The organism is Akkermansia sp. 54_46, from assembly GCF_001917295.1.
Lineage (GTDB): Bacteria > Verrucomicrobiota > Verrucomicrobiia > Verrucomicrobiales > Akkermansiaceae > Akkermansia > Akkermansia muciniphila.
Genome location: NZ_MNUD01000021.1, coordinates 22,123 through 39,624, shown reverse-complemented (window position 1 = coordinate 39,624; position 17,502 = coordinate 22,123). Strand labels below are relative to the sequence as shown.

Annotated in this window: 16 protein-coding genes and 1 tRNA gene; 9 read left to right on the top strand and 8 right to left on the bottom strand. The window is 57.6% G+C overall.

The annotated features are described in order from the left end of the window. The first annotated feature begins 4 nt into the window (after positions 1–4). The 6 genes from BHW66_RS03100 (at position 5) to BHW66_RS03075 (ending at position 4,991) form a co-directional block, all read left to right on the top strand. Positions 5–919, top strand: coding sequence for an ABC transporter permease (locus BHW66_RS03100; protein ID WP_046435943.1), 915 nt, complete (start codon positions 5–7; stop codon positions 917–919). Beyond that, the gene (locus BHW66_RS03095) at positions 916–1,872 is read left to right on the top strand and encodes an ABC transporter permease (protein ID WP_046435945.1); all 957 of its coding nucleotides are present in this window, start codon (positions 916–918) and stop codon (positions 1,870–1,872) included. The genes BHW66_RS03100 and BHW66_RS03095 overlap by 4 nt, the downstream gene beginning before the upstream one ends. Before the next feature lie 18 nt (positions 1,873–1,890). Further along, positions 1,891–2,253, top strand: a complete 363-nt coding sequence (locus BHW66_RS03090) for a DMT family protein (protein WP_046435947.1) — start codon at positions 1,891–1,893, stop codon at positions 2,251–2,253. A gap of 59 nt (positions 2,254–2,312) precedes the next feature. After that, on the top strand, positions 2,313–2,543 hold the full coding sequence (locus BHW66_RS03085) for a hypothetical protein (RefSeq protein WP_146018365.1): 231 nt from the start codon (positions 2,313–2,315) through the stop codon (positions 2,541–2,543). Positions 2,544–2,792: 249 nt separating this feature from the next. After that, positions 2,793–3,974, top strand: a complete 1,182-nt coding sequence (gene tyrS, locus BHW66_RS03080; RefSeq protein WP_046435949.1) for a tyrosine--tRNA ligase — start codon at positions 2,793–2,795, stop codon at positions 3,972–3,974. Positions 3,975–4,010: 36 nt separating this feature from the next. Beyond that, positions 4,011–4,991 (top strand): bile acid:sodium symporter family protein, encoded by a 981-nt coding sequence (locus BHW66_RS03075; protein ID WP_046435951.1) that lies wholly within the window; start codon positions 4,011–4,013, stop codon positions 4,989–4,991. A gap of 24 nt (positions 4,992–5,015) precedes the next feature. Here BHW66_RS03075 and BHW66_RS03070 read toward each other — a convergent pair whose 3' ends face one another. Then, positions 5,016–5,372 (bottom strand): hypothetical protein, encoded by a 357-nt coding sequence (locus BHW66_RS03070; protein ID WP_046435953.1) that lies wholly within the window; start codon positions 5,370–5,372, stop codon positions 5,016–5,018. Positions 5,373–5,559: 187 nt separating this feature from the next. Here BHW66_RS03070 and BHW66_RS03065 point away from each other — a divergent pair, with 187 nt between their 5' ends. After that, a complete protein-coding gene (locus BHW66_RS03065) occupies positions 5,560–6,771 on the top strand; it encodes a hypothetical protein (protein WP_146023947.1) in 1,212 nt (403 codons plus the stop codon). Between the two features lie 53 nt (positions 6,772–6,824). On the opposite strand, the gene BHW66_RS03060 is transcribed toward BHW66_RS03065, so the two are convergent. From BHW66_RS03060 to BHW66_RS03045, 4 genes are read right to left on the bottom strand one after another with little or no spacing between them, the layout of a single operon-like run. Further along, positions 6,825–9,071 (bottom strand): hypothetical protein, encoded by a 2,247-nt coding sequence (locus BHW66_RS03060; protein WP_128191261.1) that lies wholly within the window; start codon positions 9,069–9,071, stop codon positions 6,825–6,827. Further along, complete coding sequence (locus tag BHW66_RS03055) at positions 9,020–11,002, bottom strand: BatA and WFA domain-containing protein (protein WP_046435959.1); 1,983 nt, start codon at positions 11,000–11,002, stop codon at positions 9,020–9,022. Before BHW66_RS03055 ends, BHW66_RS03060 begins: the two co-directional genes overlap by 52 nt. 38 nt (positions 11,003–11,040) lie before the next feature. Further along, positions 11,041–11,985, bottom strand: coding sequence for a M28 family peptidase (locus tag BHW66_RS03050; RefSeq protein WP_022198678.1), 945 nt, complete (start codon positions 11,983–11,985; stop codon positions 11,041–11,043). 19 nt (positions 11,986–12,004) lie between these two features. Then, entirely contained in the window at positions 12,005–12,889 is an 885-nt protein-coding gene (locus BHW66_RS03045; RefSeq protein ID WP_022198677.1) for a ParB/RepB/Spo0J family partition protein, read from the bottom strand. A gap of 351 nt (positions 12,890–13,240) precedes the next feature. Between BHW66_RS03045 and BHW66_RS03040 the strand changes: the two genes are divergently transcribed. Both BHW66_RS03040 and BHW66_RS03035 read left to right on the top strand, forming a co-directional pair. Further along, positions 13,241–13,555 (top strand): hypothetical protein, encoded by a 315-nt coding sequence (locus BHW66_RS03040; protein WP_128191260.1) that lies wholly within the window; start codon positions 13,241–13,243, stop codon positions 13,553–13,555. Between the two features lie 118 nt (positions 13,556–13,673). After that, positions 13,674–14,057 carry a hypothetical protein gene (locus BHW66_RS03035; protein WP_022198675.1) on the top strand — a complete coding sequence of 128 codons (384 nt, stop codon included), beginning with the start codon at positions 13,674–13,676 and terminating at the stop codon, positions 14,055–14,057. Positions 14,058–14,195: 138 nt separating this feature from the next. On the opposite strand, the gene BHW66_RS03030 is transcribed toward BHW66_RS03035, so the two are convergent. The 3 genes from BHW66_RS03030 to BHW66_RS03020 form a co-directional block, all read right to left on the bottom strand. Further along, positions 14,196–14,777, bottom strand: coding sequence for a putative peptidoglycan-binding domain-containing protein (locus BHW66_RS03030; RefSeq protein WP_233465502.1), 582 nt, complete (start codon positions 14,775–14,777; stop codon positions 14,196–14,198). Positions 14,778–15,111: 334 nt separating this feature from the next. Beyond that, positions 15,112–15,186, bottom strand: a tRNA-Thr gene (locus tag BHW66_RS03025). A gap of 103 nt (positions 15,187–15,289) precedes the next feature. Beyond that, the gene (locus BHW66_RS03020) at positions 15,290–17,431 is read right to left on the bottom strand and encodes a DNA gyrase/topoisomerase IV subunit A (RefSeq protein ID WP_232051436.1); all 2,142 of its coding nucleotides are present in this window, start codon (positions 17,429–17,431) and stop codon (positions 15,290–15,292) included. Positions 17,432–17,502 lie beyond the last annotated feature (71 nt).

The following is a 17,502-nucleotide window of genomic DNA, read 5'->3' as shown; positions in this document are numbered from 1 at the left end:
CAGGATGATTCTGAAACGCCTGGGGCAGGGGCTTCTGGTCCTGCTGGTGCTGGAAACTGTGACGTTTTTCCTGATACGCCTGTTGCCGGGGCACCCCTTCATGGGAGAAAAGAAACTTCCGGAGCATGTCCTCCAGCAGCTCCAGGCCAGTTACGGGCTGGATCAGGCTCCCCTGATCCAGTACGGGCGTTACTGGTGGAACATGCTGGTTCATGGCGACCTGGGACCGTCTTTGGTGAAGGAAGGCGTCAGCGTGGCGGATATGATCGGCCAGTCATTCCCTGTTTCCCTCCAACTTGGAGTCATAGGCATGGCTATTTCCATTCTGGCGGGGGTTCCCGCCGGAATTGTGGCGGCACTGTACAAGAACCGGTGGATGGACTGGTGGGTGATGCTGGTTTCCATGGCCGGCATCTGCATTCCCGCCTTTGTCGTGGCTCCGGTGCTGGGCGTAGCTCTGGGCATGCATGTGCCCGGCTTGAGCGTGGCCGGATGGGATTCTCCCGGTTGCGTGGTGCTTCCGGCGCTGACGCTGGGGCTGGTGAATGCCGCGTATCTGGCGCGCCTGACGCGCGGCGGCATGCTTGAAGTGCTGGGGCAGGATTTCATCCGGACGGCTCGAGCCAAGGGGGCAGGGCCTTTCCGTACGGTTTGGAAGCACGCTTTGCGAGGCGGCCTGATTCCGGCCCTTTCCTATCTGGGGCCTGCTTTTGCCGCCATGATTACCGGTTCTTTTGTGGTGGAGACCTGTTTCCATGTTCCCGGCATGGGCCAACATTTCGTGAACGCAACCACGGACCGGGATTATTTCCTCATCCAGGGGCTTGTCCTGTTTTACGGCATTCTGATCGTCGCAGCCAACCTGGGTGTAGACCTGGTGCAAATGGCCGTCAACCCGAGATTGAGAAAGGAATCATGAGAAAAAGAGGATGGAACAGGACGGAGGAACAGGGTTCCTCCCTGTGGAAGGACGCTTTTCTGCGTCTTTCCCGCAACCGGGCAGCCATGTTTTCCCTGCTGGCGCTGGCGCTGATTGCGGCGGCCTGTTTTCTGGGGCCCCTGCTGCCGTGGCTGCCTCATCCTAATGTGCAGGATTTGTCCCGGATTGCGGAAAGCCCTTCCTGGGACCATTGGTTCGGCACGGACCAGCTTGGGAGGGACCTGCTGGCGCGTGTCCTGTACGGCGGCCGCATTTCCCTGCTGGTGGGCGTGGTCGCCACGGGCGTTTCCCTGGTGATTGGCGTGGCGTACGGACTGGTTTCCGGTTATGCCGGAGGCAGGCTGGATGCCCTGATGATGCGCCTGGTGGATGTGCTTTTTGCCCTGCCGTTCATTGTGCTGGTGATTATTTTTTCCCTGTCCGTGGAGGAGCCGGCCCGGAGGCTGACGCAGTGGGTTTCCGGCATGACGGGCTGGTCTGTGGAAATGGTGAGCCCCATGACCGGGCTGATTCCCCTGTTCATCGCCATCGGCGCTTTGGGCTGGCTGACGCTGGCGCGCATTGTCCGGACGCAGACGATGGAGCTGAAAGGGCAGGAGTTTGTGGAAGCCGCCCGCTCCCTGGGCATCGGTCACATGAAGATTCTGTTCCGCCATATTGCTCCGAATTTGTTCGGGGCCGTCATCGTGTACACGACTCTGGCCGTTCCCGGCATCATGTTGCTGGAAGCCGTCCTGTCCTTTCTGGGGCTGGGCGTGAAGGCTCCCAATTCTTCATGGGGAACGCTGATCAAGGAAGGGGCGGACCGCATGGAGGTAAGTCCGGAATTGCTTTTGTTCCCGGCGCTCCTGTTTTCGGCTACCCTGCTGGCGCTGAATTTCCTGGGGGACGGACTGCGGGACGCCCTGGATCCCAAGTCCTCCAAGGACTGATGTTTTTAAGTAAAAATCATGAAGATTGCGTTAACGATTTCCATGCTGGTGGTCTCCAACGTTTTTATGACGTGGGCGTGGTACGGCCATCTGAAGAAGGGTTCCGGGGCGGATGGCAAGCCCCTGCTGATGATTATCCTGATGAGCTGGGGATTGGCGTTTTTTGAATATTGCTTCATGATTCCCGCCAACCGCCTGGGCAGTGCGGGCGGGCTTAACGTGGCCCAGCTCAAGATTATTCAGGAGGTGATTACCCTGTGCGTGTTTATTCCTTTCGCCCTGTTCTACATCGGAGAAAAATGGAAGTGGGATTACCTGTGGGCGTTTTTATGTGTATTGGGAGCCGTTTTCTTCGTCAACAGGGAGCGTTTGTTCGGGTGACAGACTTTTTCCGTTCGCATTCCTCCCTCCGGACTGTCTTACCCTGAAGAAAGATGAAGATGAACATAATTCCTGTTTTTGCCGCAGCAGCCTCAATCGTTCTGGCCGCAGGCTGCCATCATCGCCACCATGATCGTGATTATTACCGTTCCGGGCCGCCGCGCCATGATCATTATCATCATGACCGTGACGGCTGGGAGCAAAGGCGGACAAAGCCGGTCCCCAAGCCGCGCCCGCATTACATAACCGCCAATCATGCTTCCTATCCCCGCCTGTACCAGCTCCTGTAGATTCGCGGGGACATTTCTCTGCATCCGGAAGGGAGCAGGGCAGGTCCGTGACATGGAACAGGAGGAAGGGCCATGCGGGGAAAATGCCAGCACCGGCGTGCCGTTTATTCCGCTTTTCGGAATGGATTCCGTGCCTGTTCCCTCACGTCGGGACCGGTGGCGGGGGACTCTTGGCCGCGTTCGATGAGCCGCGCACAGGATATAGGCTTGAAAAGGCGCGGTGCCCCCGGCACTCTATGCGCCAGATCAATGACTATAGATGAGCAATTAGACATATTGATGGGCGGTACCGCCGTCGTGATCAGCCGCGAAGAGCTGAAGGAGCGTCTCAAGCTGGGCCGCCCCCTGCGCGTGAAGCTGGGCGTGGACCCTACTGCGCCGGACATCCACCTGGGCCATACCGTGGCTATTGAGAAATTGCGCCAGTTCCAGGAACTTGGCCACCAGGCTGTTTTGCTCATCGGGGATTTCACCGCCACGATTGGCGACCCTTCCGGCCGTTCCGTGACCCGCCCCCCCCTTTCCCGTGAACAGGTGCTGGAGAATGCGGAGACATATACCAAGCAGGCATTCAAGATTTTGGACCGAGACAAGACGGAGATCGTGTATAATGGGGACTGGTTCCGCAAGATGACGTATGAGGAGGTGCTGAAGCTTAATTCCCGCGTGACCATGCAGCAGATGCTGGCCCGGGAGGATTTCAAGGCCCGTGTGGAGGGAGGTAAAGAGGTGCGCCTACATGAGATGCAGTATCCGATTATGCAGGGCTGGGATTCCGTGGAAATCCGTGCGGACGTGGAGCTGGGCGGGACGGACCAGCTTTTCAACATCCTGGTGGGCCGCGACCTTCAGAAGGAGGAAGGCATGCTGCCGCAGATCGCCATGACGATGCCTCTTCTGGAAGGTCTGGACGGCGTGCGGAAGATGTCCAAGTCCTACGGGAATTACGTGGGCGTGGATGAGGCTCCGGAGATGATGTTCGGCAAGATGATGAGCGCCAGCGACGAACTGATGGACCGCTATTACCTGGTGCTGCTGGGTGAGAAGCGGGACATGGGATTGCATCCGATGGAAGCCAAAAAGCTCCTGGCCTGGAAAATCACGGCCCGCTATCATGATTCCGCCGCTGCGGATGCCGCGCGTTCTGACTGGGAAACCCGTTTTTCCAAGAGGGATTTGGCCGCCGCGGATTTGCCGGAAGTGGAGATTGCCTCCCTGCCTGCCGGCATGAATGCCCTGGCTCTGGTTTCCTTCCTGTTTGAGAATGTTTTCCAGGTGAAAAAATCCAATGGCGTTCTCCGCAAGGAGCATTTCACGCCCGGCGCCATCCAGTTGAATGATGTGAAAATGACAGACCCCTCCGCCGTTTTGGAACTGGCTCCGGGCAACGTCCTGCGCCTGAGCAAGAAGCATGCTGTGCGTTTCAAATAGAACGCCGGAGGCGGTATTTACCTTTTTTCCTTTTCCATGCCGGGATTCCTTGCCAAATTGGATCGCTTCACCATCGGCCTCATCGTCAGTGTGGGCGCGGGAATTCTGGTTCCCTGTTCCGGAGTATGGGATACAGTGTTCAGCCGCCTGAGCGATGCAGCCATCGTTCTGCTTTTTTTCCTGTACGGGGCCAAGCTTTCCCGCCGTTCCGTATGGGAAGGGGTGATGCACTGGCGCCTTCAGGGGCTGGTGGCTGCGAGCACCTTTGTTATTTTCCCCCTGCTGGGCATGGTCAGCATGCCCTTGTGGAATAGTGTGCTGGGGCCGGATTTGTGCATGGGAATGCTGTATGTGTGCATGCTGCCTTCCACCGTGCAGTCCAGCATAGCGTTCACTTCCATGGCGGGCGGCAATGTGGCCGCTGCCATTTGCTCTGCTTCCGTTTCCAGCCTGCTGGGGGTGTTCCTCACCCCCTTGCTGGTGGGGCTGGTGTGGTCCCGCGGAGGGGAAGGGGGCGTGGATTTTTCCACTTTCCTGAACATCTGCTATATTATTCTGGTGCCTTTTGTGGCCGGCCAGTTCGCCCAGCGCTGGATTGGCAAATGGGTAGTCACGCACCGGAACCTCACTTCCTGGACAGACCACAGCACCATCTGGCTGGTTATTTACACGGCATTCAGCCATGCGATGATTAACGGCGTATGGAAAAATCTGCCCTGGCTTTCCCTGGTGGAGGTGCTGGCTTTTTGCGGCCTTCTGCTGGCCGCGGCCCTGTGGCTGACGGCTTTCCTTTCACGCAGGCTCCGTTTTTCCCGAGAGGACCGTATTGCGATTATTTTCTGCGGCTCCAAAAAGAGCCTGGCTACCGGCATTCCGATGATGAACGTGATTTTTGCCGGAGCCCCCATCGGGCTGCTGGTGATTCCCATCATGGTGTTCCACCAGCTCCAGTTGATGGTTTGCTCCTTCCTGGCCCGAAAGTGGGCGAAGGACGTGGGAAAGGGAGAACAACTTTAAGAGGGCCTCTGTTTGCCCGCCCTCTCAATGTCCGGTCAGGCGCAGGACGCCGTCGTATTGCATGTCCCGGCCCGGAACAATGATGTGGCTGCCGCGGGAGGGAATTTTTGCAGTAACGGGTTTGTTGCGGAACTGGGTCAAAAACCGCTGGAAGGATTCCATATCTTCCGGGATGATTGTTACTTCCGTATAGGCGGGGTTGGTGGGCGCATGCGTGATTTCCACCCGGAAGGAGCCTGCGATGTTGCCGTCCGGCGCATAGAATTCCAGTGATTCTTCCGTAGAGGCGGGATGCATGAAGAACAGGAAAAACATGATGCCCAGGGCCGCCAGGGTGACGACAGTCAACGGAATATTTTTTCTGAGGGGACTGATATGCATACTTTCTTTTCCTTCCTTCCCTAAGATTATGGGTTTTGCCGGAGCGTGTCAACCCCTCCGGGGGACAGGCTGCGGAGGATTCCTTTCCCATATTCTTTTCAAGGAACAGGTTCCGGAAGAGAGGGGGATGGAAAAAGGGTTGCGTCTGCGGGACAATGTGATAGCTTGTGCGGGCAAAGGGAACCCTATGACCGTACCTGTAAAGATACTGTCCGTATTGGCGGGGCTGAGCCTGGCTGGAAGCGCCCGGGCGCGTATTTGGACGAATGACCGGGGCGCTACCGTCGTAGCCGTGCTGGTGGCCGTCCGTGATGCGGAGGTGGATTTGAAGCTTCAGGACGGGCGCGTGGTGGTTGTTCCCCGGAATATTTTTTCCGGAGCCGATCAGGAATATATTCTGGAATGGGCAAAGTCTGACGGGACGCTTCCGGATACGGATGCAGGGGCGGAGAACCCTCCTGCGCAGGGAGATTCCGGCAGCCGATACGTTCCTCTGGAGCCGAATTGGGATGTTCCCTGGCCGGAGAGGGTGGCCGTTCCCGGTTTCCTGCTGGTGAAAACCGTACAGGAGACGGAGGAATTGAGCGTGTATGAAACGGATCATTTCATTATAGAGTCTCCCGGAAAGCTGCCGGAAGCGGAGCGTATGGCCCTGGCCCGGCGCTTTGAAACCGTTCTGTCTGCCCTGGCGTCTGTTCCGTTGAATCTGGCGGTGGCCCGCCGGCCTTCCCGCAAGTATCTGGTGAGGGTATGTTTCCAGGAAGAGGATTTCAACAGGGCTCCGGGCCTGCGGAACGGGCATCTCAAGTTTTCCCCTACCAGTTTCACGGCTCTGCTGTTGCGGAATAAGAAGGGAAAGCTGCTGAAGCCGGAACTGGATCCGCGCTTTGCCGTCACGCACTGGGCGGCGCAGTCCATGGATTGGGAGCACTGGCTGGTGGACGGCTTTTCCGCGTACATGGCTTTTCTTCCCATGGAGAAGGAAGCGCCTGTATTCCGGAAGATTCCGGAAAGGCTGGCCGCAATGGTTCCGCGCGCCGTCCGCACGGGCAGAGAAACTCTGCCGGCCCTGGCGGACATGCTGTCCAGGGATTCAGCACATTCCGCCGCGGAGCATGGCGTTTCCTCCAGGGGAGGAACGCTTCAGTATTGGGCCGATTTGTTGTGGATGGTTTACTGGAGCCACCTGGAAGGGAACGGAAAGGCGGAGCGCCTCAGAAGCTATTTGAGGGTTCGTGATGCGGAGGGCGGCGGGAAGGCGCGTGCTGTTTTGCTGGATGGGAAGACTCCGGAGGATGTACAGGGGGAAATGGCCGCGGCCTGGAAAAAAATGGGATTGAGGCTGAGATTTTCTCAGCCGGCTTCTGCTGCCGCGGACGGGAAGTCCGCGGAAAAATAACGGGAAGGGAGGGAAGAAAAACTCCTGCCGGGGAGGTGTGGGAAACCTGCGTCTCAAATGGTGCCGTTGAGTTTTCTCCCTATCCAGAACAGGGTAAGCAGAAGGATGAGGATGGAGAGCGTATACGGGCTGCACCAGAGCAGGATGCGCGTTTCCATGGGCGGCGGCACCGGGAGATCCCTGATTTCCTTAATGAGCCGCTGTATTTCCTCAGCTTTTACCATGCGCCCGCGTGTGATGGAGGCCATTTCCTCCATGAGCGCGGTATTGACGGGGCTGCCGATTTTTTCCAGCGTTTCACTCATGGTGATGATGGGAAGCGTAACGGATTTATCCGGTTCCGCAGAGGATGAAGCTGTGAGCTTCCAGGTGCCGGGACGGTTGATTTTGACGGAGGCGGTAAAGGAGCCCCATGTATGGTTCATCGTGTCCATTTGCACGCGGCTGGAGCTTCCTTCCGGAGTTGTAATGTCCAGAAAAACCTCTCCATTCTGGAGAGGGGCCCCCAGTTTGTCGGAGACCATGGCGGTGACGGTCAGCGTGTCTCCCGGCCGGGGCCGTTCCGGGGTGGGAATCAGACGGATTCTTTCTCCTGCGGCCATGTTGCGCTGGTAACTCATCCAGCGGGCCACCTGGCTCCAGAAACGGTAATGGTATTTATCTTCTACTCCGCGCCTCCATCGCCAGGCGGAATCCGTTCCCATGAAGAGGACTTTCCCGTTGCCGCAGGACTGGGTGACAATAAGGGGAATGCGGCCATAGGCATTCTTATCCGCCGCATGCACGGCCAGGACAGTGCTTCCCGCTTTGGTCCGTTCCACGGGGGCGTACCAGTTGAAGCCCGGCAGATTGCGCCATACTTCTTCGTTTTCGCCCTCCGTATCCGCCAGCATGGTAAGCAGGGAGCCGCGGCCTTCCGGCGTCAGGATAAGGGGTGATGGGGAAGGTTGGGTTGTCCCCTCCGGTTTGGTGTTGAGAAATGTAACGGGCATCAGGTCCCCCAGTTCCGATTTCAGGAGTTCCATTTGCCTGCCCTGGTAGCCGGGGAGGAAGACGATGCCGCTGGCCTGGTTTTTTACCATGCCTTTGAGCAGGGAGGCCTGTTCTTCCGTCAGCCCTTTGGAGCCCAGCCCCACATCGCCGATGAAGATGACGTCATACCGGGCCAGGTCTTCCATTCTGTCCGGGAATTTGACCAGGTATCCGGGGCCTTCCCCCATTTCTTCCAGTTCCGGATGAAAGAGCAGGGTGTGCACGTTCACGCCGGGATCCCGGTACAGGGCGTTCCGGATGAAGCGGTATTCCCAGCGCGGCAGTGTATCGATGACCAGTGCTTTGATGGATTCCCTCCTGCCGGAGATGCTGAAGGAAGAGGCGTTATTATTGTGCATCCGTTCCTGGGGCTGGGCGGGGAGTTTGAGTTCCAGCGTTTCCGCCCCTTCTTTTTCTATTTTCCACAGAACGGCGTCGGATACCTCTCCCTGGGCCGGAATGGTGACCGTGCGGGTGACGGTTTTCCCTGTGTCCCTGGAAATCATGGTGAGCGTGGCGCGCGTTTCCTTGCCCAGCGTGCTTTTAATGGTAAAGGGTATTTGCACCGTTTCCCCGATGATGCCGTAAGTGGGGGCTTTCACGTCCTGAAGGGCCAGGTCCGGGAGGGGATACGGGCTGCCTGCGGAAATGATGAACAGGGGGATTCCCCTGGTGCGCATGCGCTGGGCCTGCGTCAGCACGGAGGATGAGGCGTTGTGGCTGCCGTCCGTGAACATGATGACCGCCCGGAGGTTGTCGGAGGATTGCATGGCATCCTCCAGCGGTTTGGCCAGGTCTGTGCCGGCCATGGCATAATCCGGAGAGTCCGGCGCAGGTGGCGCGCCGAAGGAGGCGTATTCCACTACATGCGTGTCTTTGAGGGATTCCGTACTGTTGCCCTTGAGCAGTTCCTGCACGTAGGCCGTGCGTGTGACGACATGCTGGGGGGAGATTTCCACATCCTGCGTTTCCATGGAGCCGGAGCGGTCCTCCAGAATGGAAACCTTGGGTTTTTCCTGCGGGGAGGAGGTGATGAGCCATTCCGGCTGGAAGAGCAGGAAGCAGATGAAGCCAAGGATTGCCAGGCGAAGAATTTCCAGTTTGAATGTCAGCGGCCGGCGGTTGCGCTTGCAGGCGATATAGCTCATCCAGATGCCGGCCGCCATAACCAGGACGGTCAGGATGACGCTTGACGCAGTAGGTTGAAGGCTCAGGTTCATGGACGGGTGGTGGGGGAGGGGAGTTTGGCCGTCTGGCCGGGCAGGCACAGGAGGGCTTCCATCAGCAGGCAGTCGAGGGCGAAGAACAGGAAGAGCTTCCATGCTTCCTGCACCAGGGTGGGGGCTTCCTCTGCACTCTGCATGGAACTGATGGAAGCTTCCGGCAGAAGGAGGTGGAGTTTTTCATCCGTAATCTGGTCAGGCATGTCTTCCGGCCAGGGACGGTTCACGGCGTAGGTCTGTCCTCCCAGTCGGTACACGCCCGCCGTATCAGCCGGAGAACCGGAGGGGTGGCTTCCCTGGGCATTATCCAGGCGCACGGGGGTATCCGTGGCGGATTGCGGCAGGGAGGCGTCATTCACCCGTAGGGAAATGGAGGTGGAAAAGCGTTCCGCCCCCCGGTCCGCCATACGCTGGAGCAGGGGGAGCAGCAGGTGGCCGTCCGCCAGGTTGGACCAGGAATATCTGGGCAGCGTTCCCAGGAACAGAGCGGACCCCGTTCCGGCCCTGACCTGGGCCAGGGCACAGGAACCGTCATCCCAGGAGGCCAGAGTGCGGTATTTGCCCAGCAGGGGTTTCCTGCGCACGGCGCGGAGACGGTTGGCGGGGATGGGTGTCTGATCGGAACCGTCGCGGAGGAATCCCCTTTGCCGGTCCCACGTTTCCAGACGGTAGTATTGTTCGGACGGAGCCGTCTCCGTTGCGCCCCAGGAAACGCCCAGGAAGGAATGCCGTGTTCCGTGTTCCGTGTCGTCAGGCAGGAAAAGGGCTATTCCTCCTTCTTCAATGTATGTCTGGAGTTTTTTCCCCATTTCCGCGCGCGGTGGCGGCCCGTACCAAACGACCATGGACTGGGAGGCCAGATTAGCCTGAGCTTCCCGCGTATTGCCGGGCATCGTGGCTTTCCTGCTGGCCAGGCCGGGAGGGGCGGACATCAGGGAAAGGGTTTTCCCCACTTCTCCCGAAGGACCGAAAATCAGGATGTTGGCGAGAGGCCTGGGGGCGAAGGTGAAGAAGGAAATGTCATCCCTGATGAAGTCGTCATGAGGAAGCGCAACGAAGCCGAAGCCGGATTCCTTGCCCTGCGGCAGGGGGATTTCTTTCCGGATGGAGGTGTTTTCCCCTGCCAGTTGCAGCGTGGCAGCGGTGGAGGCGTTATCCACGGAAAGCTGCACCGGCACGTCCTCCGGCTGGTTGGGATTGAACCCCTGCCGCAGCACTTCCATATCCAGCACCAGTTTCCCGTTATTTACCTGAGCCTGCCGGACTCTGATGCCGCGGTTGCTTTCCGGCCTGTCGCGGAGGGCCATGATGCGGATGGAAGGGGGCAGGGGAAGGGCGGCCAGCCTCTGGCGCACACCGGGCCAGAGAGGGGAGTCTGGCTTCCAGGAAGAGGCCTGCATGTCCGAGGCAATCCAGATTTCCGTCTTTCCTGCGCCGGATTCTTCCAGGTACGGGATGGCTTTTTGCAGAAGTGCCGGAATATCTGCGCCTCCATCCGTTGTCTTGCTTACAGTCAGGTCCGCCAGGGCTTCCGGAGCGGGAATCTGGGTAACGGTTCCAGTGGCGGAATCAAGCAGGGAAAGGCGGCAGTGGCCGAGCTGCGCGAAAGTGGATTCCACCAGAGGGGGGATGGCATCCCGAAGGGAGCTGGTTTTGTCCGGATGGGCATCCATGGAGGCGGAACGATCCAGAACCAGCAGGACTTCATTCAATCCGGAGCTTCCCCAGCCGAAGAAGCTTCCGAGCAGGGGCCGCGCAAAGGCCGTTACCAGTGCCGCCACGGCCATCACGCGCAGCGCCAGAATCAGATAGTGCAGCAGTTTTTTCGTTCCACGTGTTTCCCTGGCCGCACGGAGAAGGAATTCCATGGCCGCCCAGGGGACGGAACGGTGCCGCCACCGGTTGACCAGGTGGATGATGATGGGAACGGAGGCTGCAAAGAGAGCCCACAGCAGCCAGGGAGAGTTGAAGGACATGGCGGGACAGGGATAATTGGAGGGTCAGAGCTGCCTGGTCAGGTGGAGGGCGGTCCGGGCAGCAGTTGCCGGAGGATATGAAGGGTCATTTCTCCGGTTTGCTGGAAGGATTTTTCGCCCAGAATGCCGATGTTATCCTTGGAGGTGTGCCACCAGTTGCCGTCCTGGAAGTCGTCAATCAGGTTCAGCGTGTCCACGCCGCGCTCCATGAAAGGAACGTGGTCATCCAGGATGGCATAGCCGGATACTCCCCATTCTTCCGGGGAATAACCCAGTTCACGGATAGCGCGGGAATAAACCCGGTACATGGATTGGGGCGTCATGGCCGGGATGCGTATCTTTTTACCCTGCCGCCCCACCATGTCCAGATTGATTATCCATTTGGGGAGCGGTTGTTGCATGGAGGATGCGTAATGCCTGGAGCCGTACAGGCCGTCGTCGCTGTCCATATGTTCCGCAAAACTTTCTTCCCCGTCAAAAAACACAAGCTCCAAATTTCTGGCGCGTGCGGGGTCTCCGGACAGAATGCGGGCTGTCTCCAGAATGGCCGCAGCTCCCGATGCTCCGTCATTGGCTCCGGTGAATCCGTCAATGCCCCGCTTGGTGTCAATATGGCAGGTCAGCAGGCCTCGAACCGGATCCAGGAAATTTGGAGCCTTGCCAAAACGAGCCCTCAGGTTGACGAAACGGACGGGGCCCTGGGGCGTTTCCTTTTCAAAATCCTGTTCCCGGCAGGTCCAGCCGTATTTGGTCAGTTCCTCCTTCAGGTAGTCCATCTGCCTGCGGTAACCGGGAGTGCCTGAAGCGCGGTTCCCCATTTCCGTTATCCGCGCGGCGTGGAACAGAGCGTTTCCTCCATTGAAACAGTCCGTCTGCCGGATTTGCGCGGGAACGGTTTCCACACCGGGCAGGGGCGTTTCCACGGGGTTTTCGCACTGCATCAGCAGGGCCGTGAACAGGAGAAGTCCGATGCGGGGCGTCATGGAAAAGGGGGGAGGAAGTTTACTTGGAATCGGGCCATTCATCCTGGCCCAGAAGCTCAAGGATGCGGATGAATTCCGCTTTGCTGGAGAAGGTGATTTCGATGGAGCCCCGGCTTCCCTGGCCGGAGATGTTCACCGGAGTTCCGAATTGTTTGGCGAGGATGCCGGAAATTTTCTTGTACTGAGGGGAGGACGGCTTTTTAGCGGGAGCCGGATCCGGCGGGTTGAGCATCTTCTGAATGGCCTTTTCCGTCTGGCGGACGGTGTAGCCCTTGTTGACGATGTCGCGCCCGAGCTGGATTTGCTGGTCCTTGTTTTTGAGGGAGAGAAGTACCTTGGCATGCCCTACGCTGATAAAGGTATTGCCCAGCATGTCCTGAACCGGCTGCGGCAGGTCGAGCAGCCGCATGCTGTTGGCTACGGCGGCGCGGGATTTGCCTACGCGCTTGGCGATGTCTCCCTGTTTCATGCGGAACTCCGTTTTCAGGCGCATATAGCCGGCGGCTTCTTCCAGCGGGCTGAGGTTTTCCCGCTGGAGGTTTTCAATCAGGGCCAATTCCAGCACGTCCTTGTCGGAAGCTTCCCGGATGATGGCGGGCACGGTGGACAGCCCCAGGATGCCGGAGGCTCTCCAGCGCCTTTCCCCGGCAATCAGTTCATATTTGCCGTTTTGCGTTTCACGGACGATTAAAGGCTGGATGATGCCGTGTTCCTTGATGGAATCTACAAGTTCCGCCAGTTGTTCCGGCGTGAAAATGGCGCGCGGCTGCAGGGAGCTGGGAATAATGGCGGCATGGGATAGCTGATGCACAACGTCTCCCGCCTGGGGAGCCGCCAAGGATTCACGAGACAAATTTTGATTGATAAGGGCGTCAAAGCCTTTCCCCAGAGCCGGTTTTGCCATAGCAGGGAAGAGACTAGCATGAACCGGTTCCGTTTTCAACAGGGTATTTGTTATCCGCGGCGGAAATTCCGGCGTTTGTCTCTGGCGGAATATTCCTTGTTCCCGGACGTATCAGGCGTGTTGCTCCCGCCCCAAGGGCAGGGCAAGGATGTCTGTGTCCGGGAGCGGTCTGATGTCACCGCCGGTTCCATGCCGGCAAAGGCCGTTTCCGGGCAATGAACAAAAAAAGAACAAAATGAATAGCAATAAACAGTCCTGCCGCAGCGCCAGTTTTCCCCGCGGAACCGTTGCGGCACAACATGCGCGAGAATTCCTGAAACCACTCACCCCCTCTCTCAAATGGACTTCAATTTGACAGAAGAACAAAAGAAAGCGGCTCTGGAGGCAGGAAAACAGGGCATGAAAAACGCTTATGAAAAAAGCGGAACACGACCCGGATTGACCTGGTGGGAACGTCTCTTGTGGGTGGTTCTGGCCGGAGCGGCTTATGCGGCGTCCTCCCTCCTCTCCGGCTGCGGGCATACCGTAGACGTGACTGCAGAGCGGGCGGAGATATGCAGGGACGATTCCTGCCTGGTGCTGGAACCGGGGCATTTGTCCTACTCCCAGAAACAGCCGAAAACGGAGATGCCTCCGGTTATCCGGAAAATCCGGCAGGGTAAATGACTGGGCGCCGTCCGATCTTTTGCCCCGGCGGTTTCAGGAAAAACGGCTCTTCAGGAGCCGTTCCGATGGGGATTGTCCGGTGAGCCAGCGGTTGGGGCGGCATAAGAAAAAACTGGGTATGAACGCTTTATCTGCCGCCTTTTCCTATTATCTGGCTGCAGGCCGGAGGGTGGAAGAAATGGAGGAAGACGGCCGCCTCCAGGATGTCTATATCCGTACTCCGGAGCTTGTCCTGATGGCGCGCAGGGTGGATTCCGCCGCACCTTTCGGAAAGGTTGTCGATGTCCGCTTCCGTTTTGAGCCGGGACGGTGTGATGCCTGGCATCTCCATTTTCTGGCGGGAGATGTACGGGAATTGCTGGCTTATAAACGGGAGATTCTTTCCCTGCCCTGGATTCTGACCCAGCATGGCAAGCGGGGGGACGGGAGATTGGTAAAATTACCTGCTTCCCGGTTTTGCCGTCTGCTGGGAGCATTTGTGGGGGACGAAGCGTTTTCCTGATCCTGTTAATGAAAGAGCTTCCGTGCGGATGTTTGCACGGAGGCTCTTTCATGGCATCCGGCGCATGGAAACAGGTTGCTGCAACGATGGTTAAATTTTCCTGTACTCCTTTTCCGGGAGTTTTTTGCAGGAACTTCCCTAAATCAGGGATTGTGCGAACCGGTATGCCTCATTGCTGCGGTTCAGCCATCCTTTGCCGAACACGGGGAACTGTTTGCAAGAATGGTAAAATGATTTGCGCCGTTCGTTCAGAGTGGAGAGAAATTCGGACTCTCCCGTTTGGGCGAGAACGGTTTGCAACATCTGCCGGGTTTGTTTTCCCGGGATGCCGTCCACCACAAGCCCGGCGCCGTGAATGTTCAGCGCGCGCTGCAAAATCTTCCCGGTATTCCTGCTCCCGGAATTGAAAAAATGGTCGCGCAGGATGAATTCAACGCCAGGATAAGCGTCGGAACCCAGCCAGGAACGCACGGCGGCGGTATTATCCAGGACATACTGGAGACAACCTTCCCAGGCCTCTTCACGTCTTCCGGCATCCAGCAGGGCCTTCAATCTGTTAAACACGGTCGGTTCAATACCGTCGCAAATGCCGCAAATCTCCCACTTGCCGCCCTTGTCGGCGGCAGGAAGGCGAGAAACGCGCAGGGAATCCGGCCCGGTAACGCGGCTGTCTTCAAACCGGAGGATAGCCGCGGCCATCTTTTTTTCTGTAGTATCCATTGGCTTGAATCATGGTTCCCTTGGTCGAAATGGCAATGGAGGCGTATTCAAGGGGGGAAACGGCTTGCTGAGGCGGCGTTATCGCCAACGGAACCTTCTTCCCGCTCCGGGAATGGCCCTTCGCTGCCGGAAGTTGACGGGGATGCCTGTGGGTGGAATGGCCTCTTGCCAGATGTTGCGTCCCGCTTTGCTTCCTGCGGCTGCCGCATTCCGCCGGAGATATGAATGGATGATGAATGTTCAAAAGCGGCACGCCGGAAATTCATGGGAACGAGTAATGGCGCACGCCTCATAAAAGCAACCCGCTCAAGGATTGACCTTGAGCGGGTTATGATGGAGCCGCTTGTCAGATTTGAACTGACGACCGTCCGCTTACAAGGCGGGTGCTCTACCACTGAGCTAAAGCGGCATGGTAATGAGGTGGTCCATATCTACAGAAGATGGCCCGTTGTGGCAAGCCGAAAATGGATAGTCAGGCATGGATATTTCCATTTTAAGAGATTGAAAACGTTTCAGGAGTCAAACAGGGAGCCCTGTTCCAGCGGCGGATCGGCAGGCGGTTCCTCCAAATGTGGGGCTGTTTCAGGATGCAGCGTTTCCGCGGAGGGGGCGGGTGAGCCTTCCGTCCGTTCCGCTGTTGCGGAAGGAGCGGTTGTTGGCCCTTCCGTTTCCTCATTTCCGGACTTGGCCGGAGGCATGATGCGGGAGACGCGTTCCACAGGATGCCTGGTAATGATATTTCCTTGGGCACCGCGGTTTTTGATTCTCAGGTCCGCGAAGTGGAAGGGCCTGATCAGGTTACGGAGTTTCAGAACGGCTTTCAGATAAACGTTTACGCTTATCTGGGAACTGTTTTCCTCCGTTTCATGCACGGAGAAGTGGAAGATGCGCGTTCCCTTTGCGCCTCGGGTAAGCGGATATTCCTTGTCCCTGGTGAACCCTCCTATGCGGAAACGCTTGGCGTACACGGGGCCGTCTTTTCCGTCCCGGTAAATCAGGTTGAACACGGGGTCGTCCCCTTTTTTGATGACGGAAATATAAAGGGGGTTTTTACCAGCGAAAAATTTGTCCTGAATCCGCACGATTTTGAGCACGCCTGCATTGTCAATGATCAACACGTCATCCAGCGTGGAGCATTTGCAGACAGGGTTTCCCTTCTTGACGCCGTAACCGGCAAAGCCTTCGTCATCAATATACAATGTTTCATTGGCAACAGCCACCTGCGCGCGGTTTACGGAGCCGAAGGAGGAAATTTCCGTTTTCCGCGGATAGGCGGCGCCGTATTTTTTACGCAGGGCTTCAAACCAGCGGATAGTGAATTTGGTAAGCTGGTTGAGGTTCTTCTGCGTTTGTTCGATGTCCTCTTCAAGCTGGCGGATGTGCTGGTCCGCCTTGAAAGCGTCAAATTTGGAAATCCGCTTGATTTTGATTTCCGTCAGCCTTACCAGGTCGTCCCTGGTAATGGGGGCGCGCAGCCGGGATGCAAACGGCTGCAATTCCCGGTCAATGGTGCCGAGCACTTCTTCCCACGTTTCGGAATCTTCTATGGAGAGGTAGATGCGGTTTTCAATGAATATTTTTTCCAGGCTTGCCTGGTGCCACGCCTCGTTCAGTTCCTTGAGTCGGATTTCCTGCTCCTGGCGCAGGATTTCCTTGGTGGAGTCCGTATTGTAGCGCAGGATGTCGCTGACACACATGAACCTGGGTTTTTCCTCCACAATGACGCAGGCATTCGGGGAGATGCTGACTTCACAAGCGGAGAAGGCGAACAGGGCTTTCCTCGTCTGCTCCGGATCCGCTCCGGCCGGGAGATGGACCAGGATGTCCACATGCTGGGCCGTATTGTCCTCAATGCGGGCGATTTTAATTTTTCCCTTTTCCGCAGCGGAGACAATGGAATCAATTAAGATTTCCGTGGTGACGCCGAACGGGATTTCCGTGATGCGGAGAAGTTTCTTCGATTCCGTGAGGATGCGCGCCCTGATGCGGACGCGGCCCGTTCCTCGTTCTCCGTCACGGTAGTTGGTGGCATCCATCACGCCTCCGGTCGGAAAGTCCGGCAGAAGCTGGAAGGGCTGGCCGCGTAAGTAGGCGATGGAGGCTTCAATCAACTCATTGAAGTTGTGGGGAAGAATTTTACTGGAAAGCCCCACGGCGATGCCTTCCGCTCCCTGAGCGAGAAGAAGGGGGAATTTGACGGGAAGGCTGACCGGTTCCTTGTTCCTGCCGTCATAGGAGAGCTGCCATTCCGTGACTTTGGGGCTGAATACTACGTCACGCGCAAAGGAGGTGAAGCGGGCTTCAATATAGCGGGAAGCCGCTGCGGGGTCGCCTGTCAGAATATTGCCCCAGTTCCCCTGCGTGTCGATAAGCAGCCCTTTTTGTCCCAGCCCCACCAGCGCGTCTGCAATGGAACGGTCGCCGTGCGGATGGAATTTCATCGTGTCTCCCACGATATTAGCCACTTTATTATAACGCCCGTCGTCCAGGCGGTCCATGGCGTGCAGAATACGGCGCTGCACAGGTTTAAACCCGTCATTGATCTTGGGTACGGCCCGTTCCAGAATGACATACGAGGCGTAATCCAGAAAGTAGTCGGCATACATGCCTTCCACAGACTGACTCGCGGGAGCAATGTGGGCGGGTTGAGTCACGACGGCGGATATTAAAGGAATTGTTCCGGGGGGGCAAGCGCGATCTCCGTAAAGAAAATAACCGGCTTCCC